4 protein-coding genes are annotated in these 3,767 nt (G+C 44.2%); 2 read left to right on the top strand and 2 right to left on the bottom strand.

Features of this window, described 5'->3' with window-relative positions; genetic code table 11:
- Positions 1 to 819 (bottom strand): pyruvate formate lyase family protein (locus NC238_09220; protein MCM1566106.1); only part of this gene is annotated, 819 nt, incomplete at its 3' end.
- A 4-nt stretch (positions 820 to 823) separates the two neighbouring features.
- Positions 824 to 1,567: a FadR family transcriptional regulator gene (locus tag NC238_09225; GenBank protein ID MCM1566107.1), complete on the bottom strand. Its 744-nt coding sequence runs from the start codon at positions 1,565 to 1,567 to the stop codon at positions 824 to 826.
- A gap of 247 nt (positions 1,568 to 1,814) precedes the next feature.
- Here NC238_09225 and NC238_09230 point away from each other — a divergent pair, with 247 nt between their 5' ends.
- A complete protein-coding gene (locus NC238_09230; protein ID MCM1566108.1) occupies positions 1,815 to 2,918 on the top strand; it encodes an ATP-binding protein in 1,104 nt (367 codons plus the stop codon).
- Complete coding sequence (locus tag NC238_09235) at positions 2,915 to 3,580, top strand: hypothetical protein (GenBank protein MCM1566109.1); 666 nt, start codon at positions 2,915 to 2,917, stop codon at positions 3,578 to 3,580. Before NC238_09230 ends, NC238_09235 begins: the two co-directional genes overlap by 4 nt.
- Positions 3,581 to 3,767: the final 187 nt, after the last annotated feature.

Consider the following 3,767-nt stretch of genomic DNA (forward strand, 5'->3'; position numbering starts at 1 on the left):
CTGCACACCCTCCCAGAAGTTCACCGCGGGTTCCCACGGCACACGCGAAAGGTTCTGCGCCATCTGCTGCAACTCGGCTTTGCGGGCGGGATCAGTTTCTTCAAGCGCGAGTTGCTCCAGCGCTTTGCGGTATTCCTGCGCCAGGTCGCGCGCCAGCGTGGAAGCGGTGATCATCGCCTTGAGCTGCGCGCCTTTTTTCCCCTTCTGGTCGGATGGCGACAGCGCGGCGTAGTGCTTCTCGAGGTCGGCGTGGATGGCCTTCCACCCCTGCTTGATCGCGCGATCGTACCCCGGCACCAGGTGACCGCTGGTGGCACCGGCGTTGCCGTAGCCGTGATTGTGATACCACAGCATGGCAGCCCGCGCGCCGTTCCTGCCCTTGACCAGGCGGTCGTATTCCTTTGTCTCCGCCCGGGTCAGGCAATGGGAGGTCATCACGTTGAAGCGCGCTCCCGCCAGCAGGTCGCCGGGAAGCATCTCCTTGGGCAGGTACTTCACCATCACCTCCTTCAGGAACCAGGCGCGGCGCTCCGGCAAGCTCCAGCTCCAGAAATTGGGATGCAGCTCGACCGGTTGCGCGATCTGGTTGTACGACGAGCGGAAGGTGGGGATGTAGAAGTATGTTTCCGGAACGATATAAAAAGTAAGCTCGTTGTATTGAAAGTCCCATGGGGTTCCCGTCGTCCAGGCGCTGTATTCATTGTTCCATTTGCGCTGCACGCCCTGGAAGTAATAATCGCGCAGCCAGCGCACGCGCGTCGAAAGCAGCTTGGGTTCCTTGATCTGGTACTTCGGTTTTTCGGTTGTGGTCGTATCCATCAATTTACCTCCCGGGGAATTCCGGCATGGAACCCTTCAACAGGGTTTCGCCATGCCGCAGCAGATTGGACATGATCTCAGCCGCCAGGTCGGGCTGGCGGTTGCGTACCGCCTCGACAAGACGGACATGATAAGCGTGCACGTCGCGCAGCACCTCGCTCCCTTGGACCAGTTGAAAGAAGGAGCCGGTGAGATGCGTGTAAACGTTTTTGAATGAATTCAGGATCAGCGGATAGATCAGGTTGCCCGAGATGATCGCCAGCGCGAGGTGAAAATCAAAATCGACTTCGGTGAGTCCCGCCACGTTTGCGCGGCTGCAATCCCGTTCGCGCTGCAGCAGGGCGTCCAGTTCGGCGATTTGTTCGGGTGAAGCGTGCAGCGCCGCCAGGCGCGCGGTCTCGGTCTCCATCAAAACGCGCATGGCGAACAGGCTTTTGATGAATTGCGGATCGAGCGCGCCCTGGTTGAACGCCAGCAGGGTGGAGAGCATGGCGACCGAGCCGGACTTGCGGAAATCGCTCACCTGCACCCCGCGGCGCGGCAGGATGGACACCAGCCCCTTGGCTTCCAGGTCCACCAGCGCTTCGTGCAGCACCGGGCGGCTGACGCCCAGGGCAGCGGCGAACTCCCGTTCGGAGGGCAGCCTCTCGCCGGGCTTGAGCTCCCCGGAGAGGATGAGACTTTCCAGGCGCGAGACGCAGGCCTCTTTCAGGCTGCTGACGTGGAGGGGTTTGAAGGGTAGGTTCATGGTAGGTTATGGGTAACTGGTAAAACCACCAGCCAATAATGATTATATTGAAGTTTTTTCCAAAAAGCAAATTTTTGATTTGAAACAATGTTGGAAATTTCTTCTGCAACTTTAGTGGATATGTATGTTTTATATATATATTTGTATTTATAGGTTTGAATAATTTTTGTAGTCAAGTTGATTAAAACTGAAATTCATATAAAATAAATTAAGGCAATAAGGAATATTTCAGCTTAAGGATATAGCGATGAGAATTCGAGAATACGAATATAAAGATTTAAAGTGGAAATTCTCAAAATTATCTTTTCAAAAAATCAACCTAATTGTAGGCGACTCTGGAACTGGAAAGACCAGGCTACTTAATACTATTTTTAATTTAGGCACATCAGTAGTACACGGAGAGGCTATTGGAGAATGTGATTGGGATGTTTGTGTTCAAATTGAAAAAGACATTTACAAATGGAAAATTTCTACTTATTTAGAAAAAGAAAAATCTTACGTTGGATCTGAAAGTTTATTGATAAATGATACACAGATTATTAATCGTGATAGAGAGTCTTTATTATTTAACGATGAAAAAATGCCAAAGTTGCCAAAAAACCAACCTTCGATATATATATTCAAAGATGAGCAAAAAATAAGTCCACTTTATGAGGGCTTTTCTAAAATATTACGCCGACGGTTTTTTAGTGATGAGCAAGAGAAAAACACAAGACTAATCATGTTAAACATGAAAATGATAAATGATTTCGGAAAAACACTTGATCTTTTTGAATTGTATAAAATGGATTTGCCTCTAACCCCAAGGCTATTAATTTTGAAGCGATATTTTCCAAAAATTTATAATCAAATAATAAATTCTTTTCTTGAAACTTTTGAATATGTCACTGAGGCGGGTATTCTTGAAAATCTAGAAATTAATAATATAAACATACCAGACAACACCCCAATTTTTTGTATAAGAGAAAGGAATGTTGATAAACCTATCAGGTTGGATGAATTATCATCTGGAATGCAAAAAGCATTATTAATAATTACTGACTACTTTTCACTTCCTGCAAATAGTATTTATCTCATTGATGAATATGAAAATTCGTTGGGTATTGGTCCAATAAATTTGTTACCTAACCTACTTAAGACATATGATAATGACCTGCAAATATTTATTACAAGTCACCATCCTTACATTATTACAAAATTCCCTGTGAGTAATTGGTATATTACTCATAGAATTGGTTCAAACGTAAAATTTGAATTTGGAGAAAGCTTAGATAATATTTATTCGAAATCTTTACAGGATAAATATTTTCAATTAATAAATGATAAAAATTATACTGAGGGGATAGGGTGAATATATACACAATCGTTGAGGGAGAAAAAGCCGCAAAGAAAATTTACCGCGAATGGATTAGTTATGTGAATAAGGACATACATCCAGTCGATTATATTCAAGATGTGGTATCTAACAATTATTACATTCTAGCTGGTTATGGCCAACCCGAATTTTATAACCGAGTAGATACGGCAATAGAAGATGTAAATATCAACAAGGTGTTTGATCGCCTTGTTGTTGCAGTAGATTCTGAAAATGCAACTAGAGACCAAAGGTTAGAGAAAGTAAATAAGGTTCTTGCGTGTCACAAGTGTCGTGTTGAAGTAAAAATCATCATACAACATTTTTGTATGGAGACTTGGTTTTTGGGAAATAAAGATACTTTTAGAAGAAATCCCCAAGACCCTAATCTTGTAGAATTTATGAGAATTCATAATGTGAGACAAGAGGATCCGGAATTGTTGCCAGGATTACCAGAAAGAGAATGGAATCGTTCAAATTTTGCATATAATTACATAAAAGCTGGGCTTATGGATAAATATTCAAACAGAATGTTCTACACAAAAAGCAATGCCGGCAATTTAATATGGACAAGAGGTTTCTTTACACAAGTAAAAGCGAGGTTGGCTGATACACATCATATAAGTAGTTTTAATAGTTTCTTGGATGCCTTTGTTTAAAACTACATACCAATAGAAATGTAAATGTAGTTTTTCGAAAATCGATCCCAGTTTTTATGTGAGCAATTTACCCCCCCATCTTCTCCAAAAACGCCTTCGCCTGCTTGCGCGTGCGCGGGCTGCCGCTTTCGCTGTGTCTCTCCGCAAATGTGAAGATCTCGCCCTTGTTCTCCGCAATTTCGAACAG

The sequence above is a fragment of the Dehalobacter sp. genome, assembly GCA_023667845.1.
Lineage (GTDB): Bacteria > Bacillota > Desulfitobacteriia > Desulfitobacteriales > Syntrophobotulaceae > Dehalobacter.

Excerpts from the sequence above, each read along its gene's own strand:
- NC238_09225 (MCM1566107.1), bottom strand. The coding sequence starts at position 1,567 with ATGAACCTACCCTTCAAACCCCTCCACGTCAGCAGCCTGAAAGAGGCC.
- NC238_09230 (MCM1566108.1), top strand. The coding sequence starts at position 1,815 with ATGAGAATTCGAGAATACGAATATAAAGATTTAAAGTGGAAATTCTCA.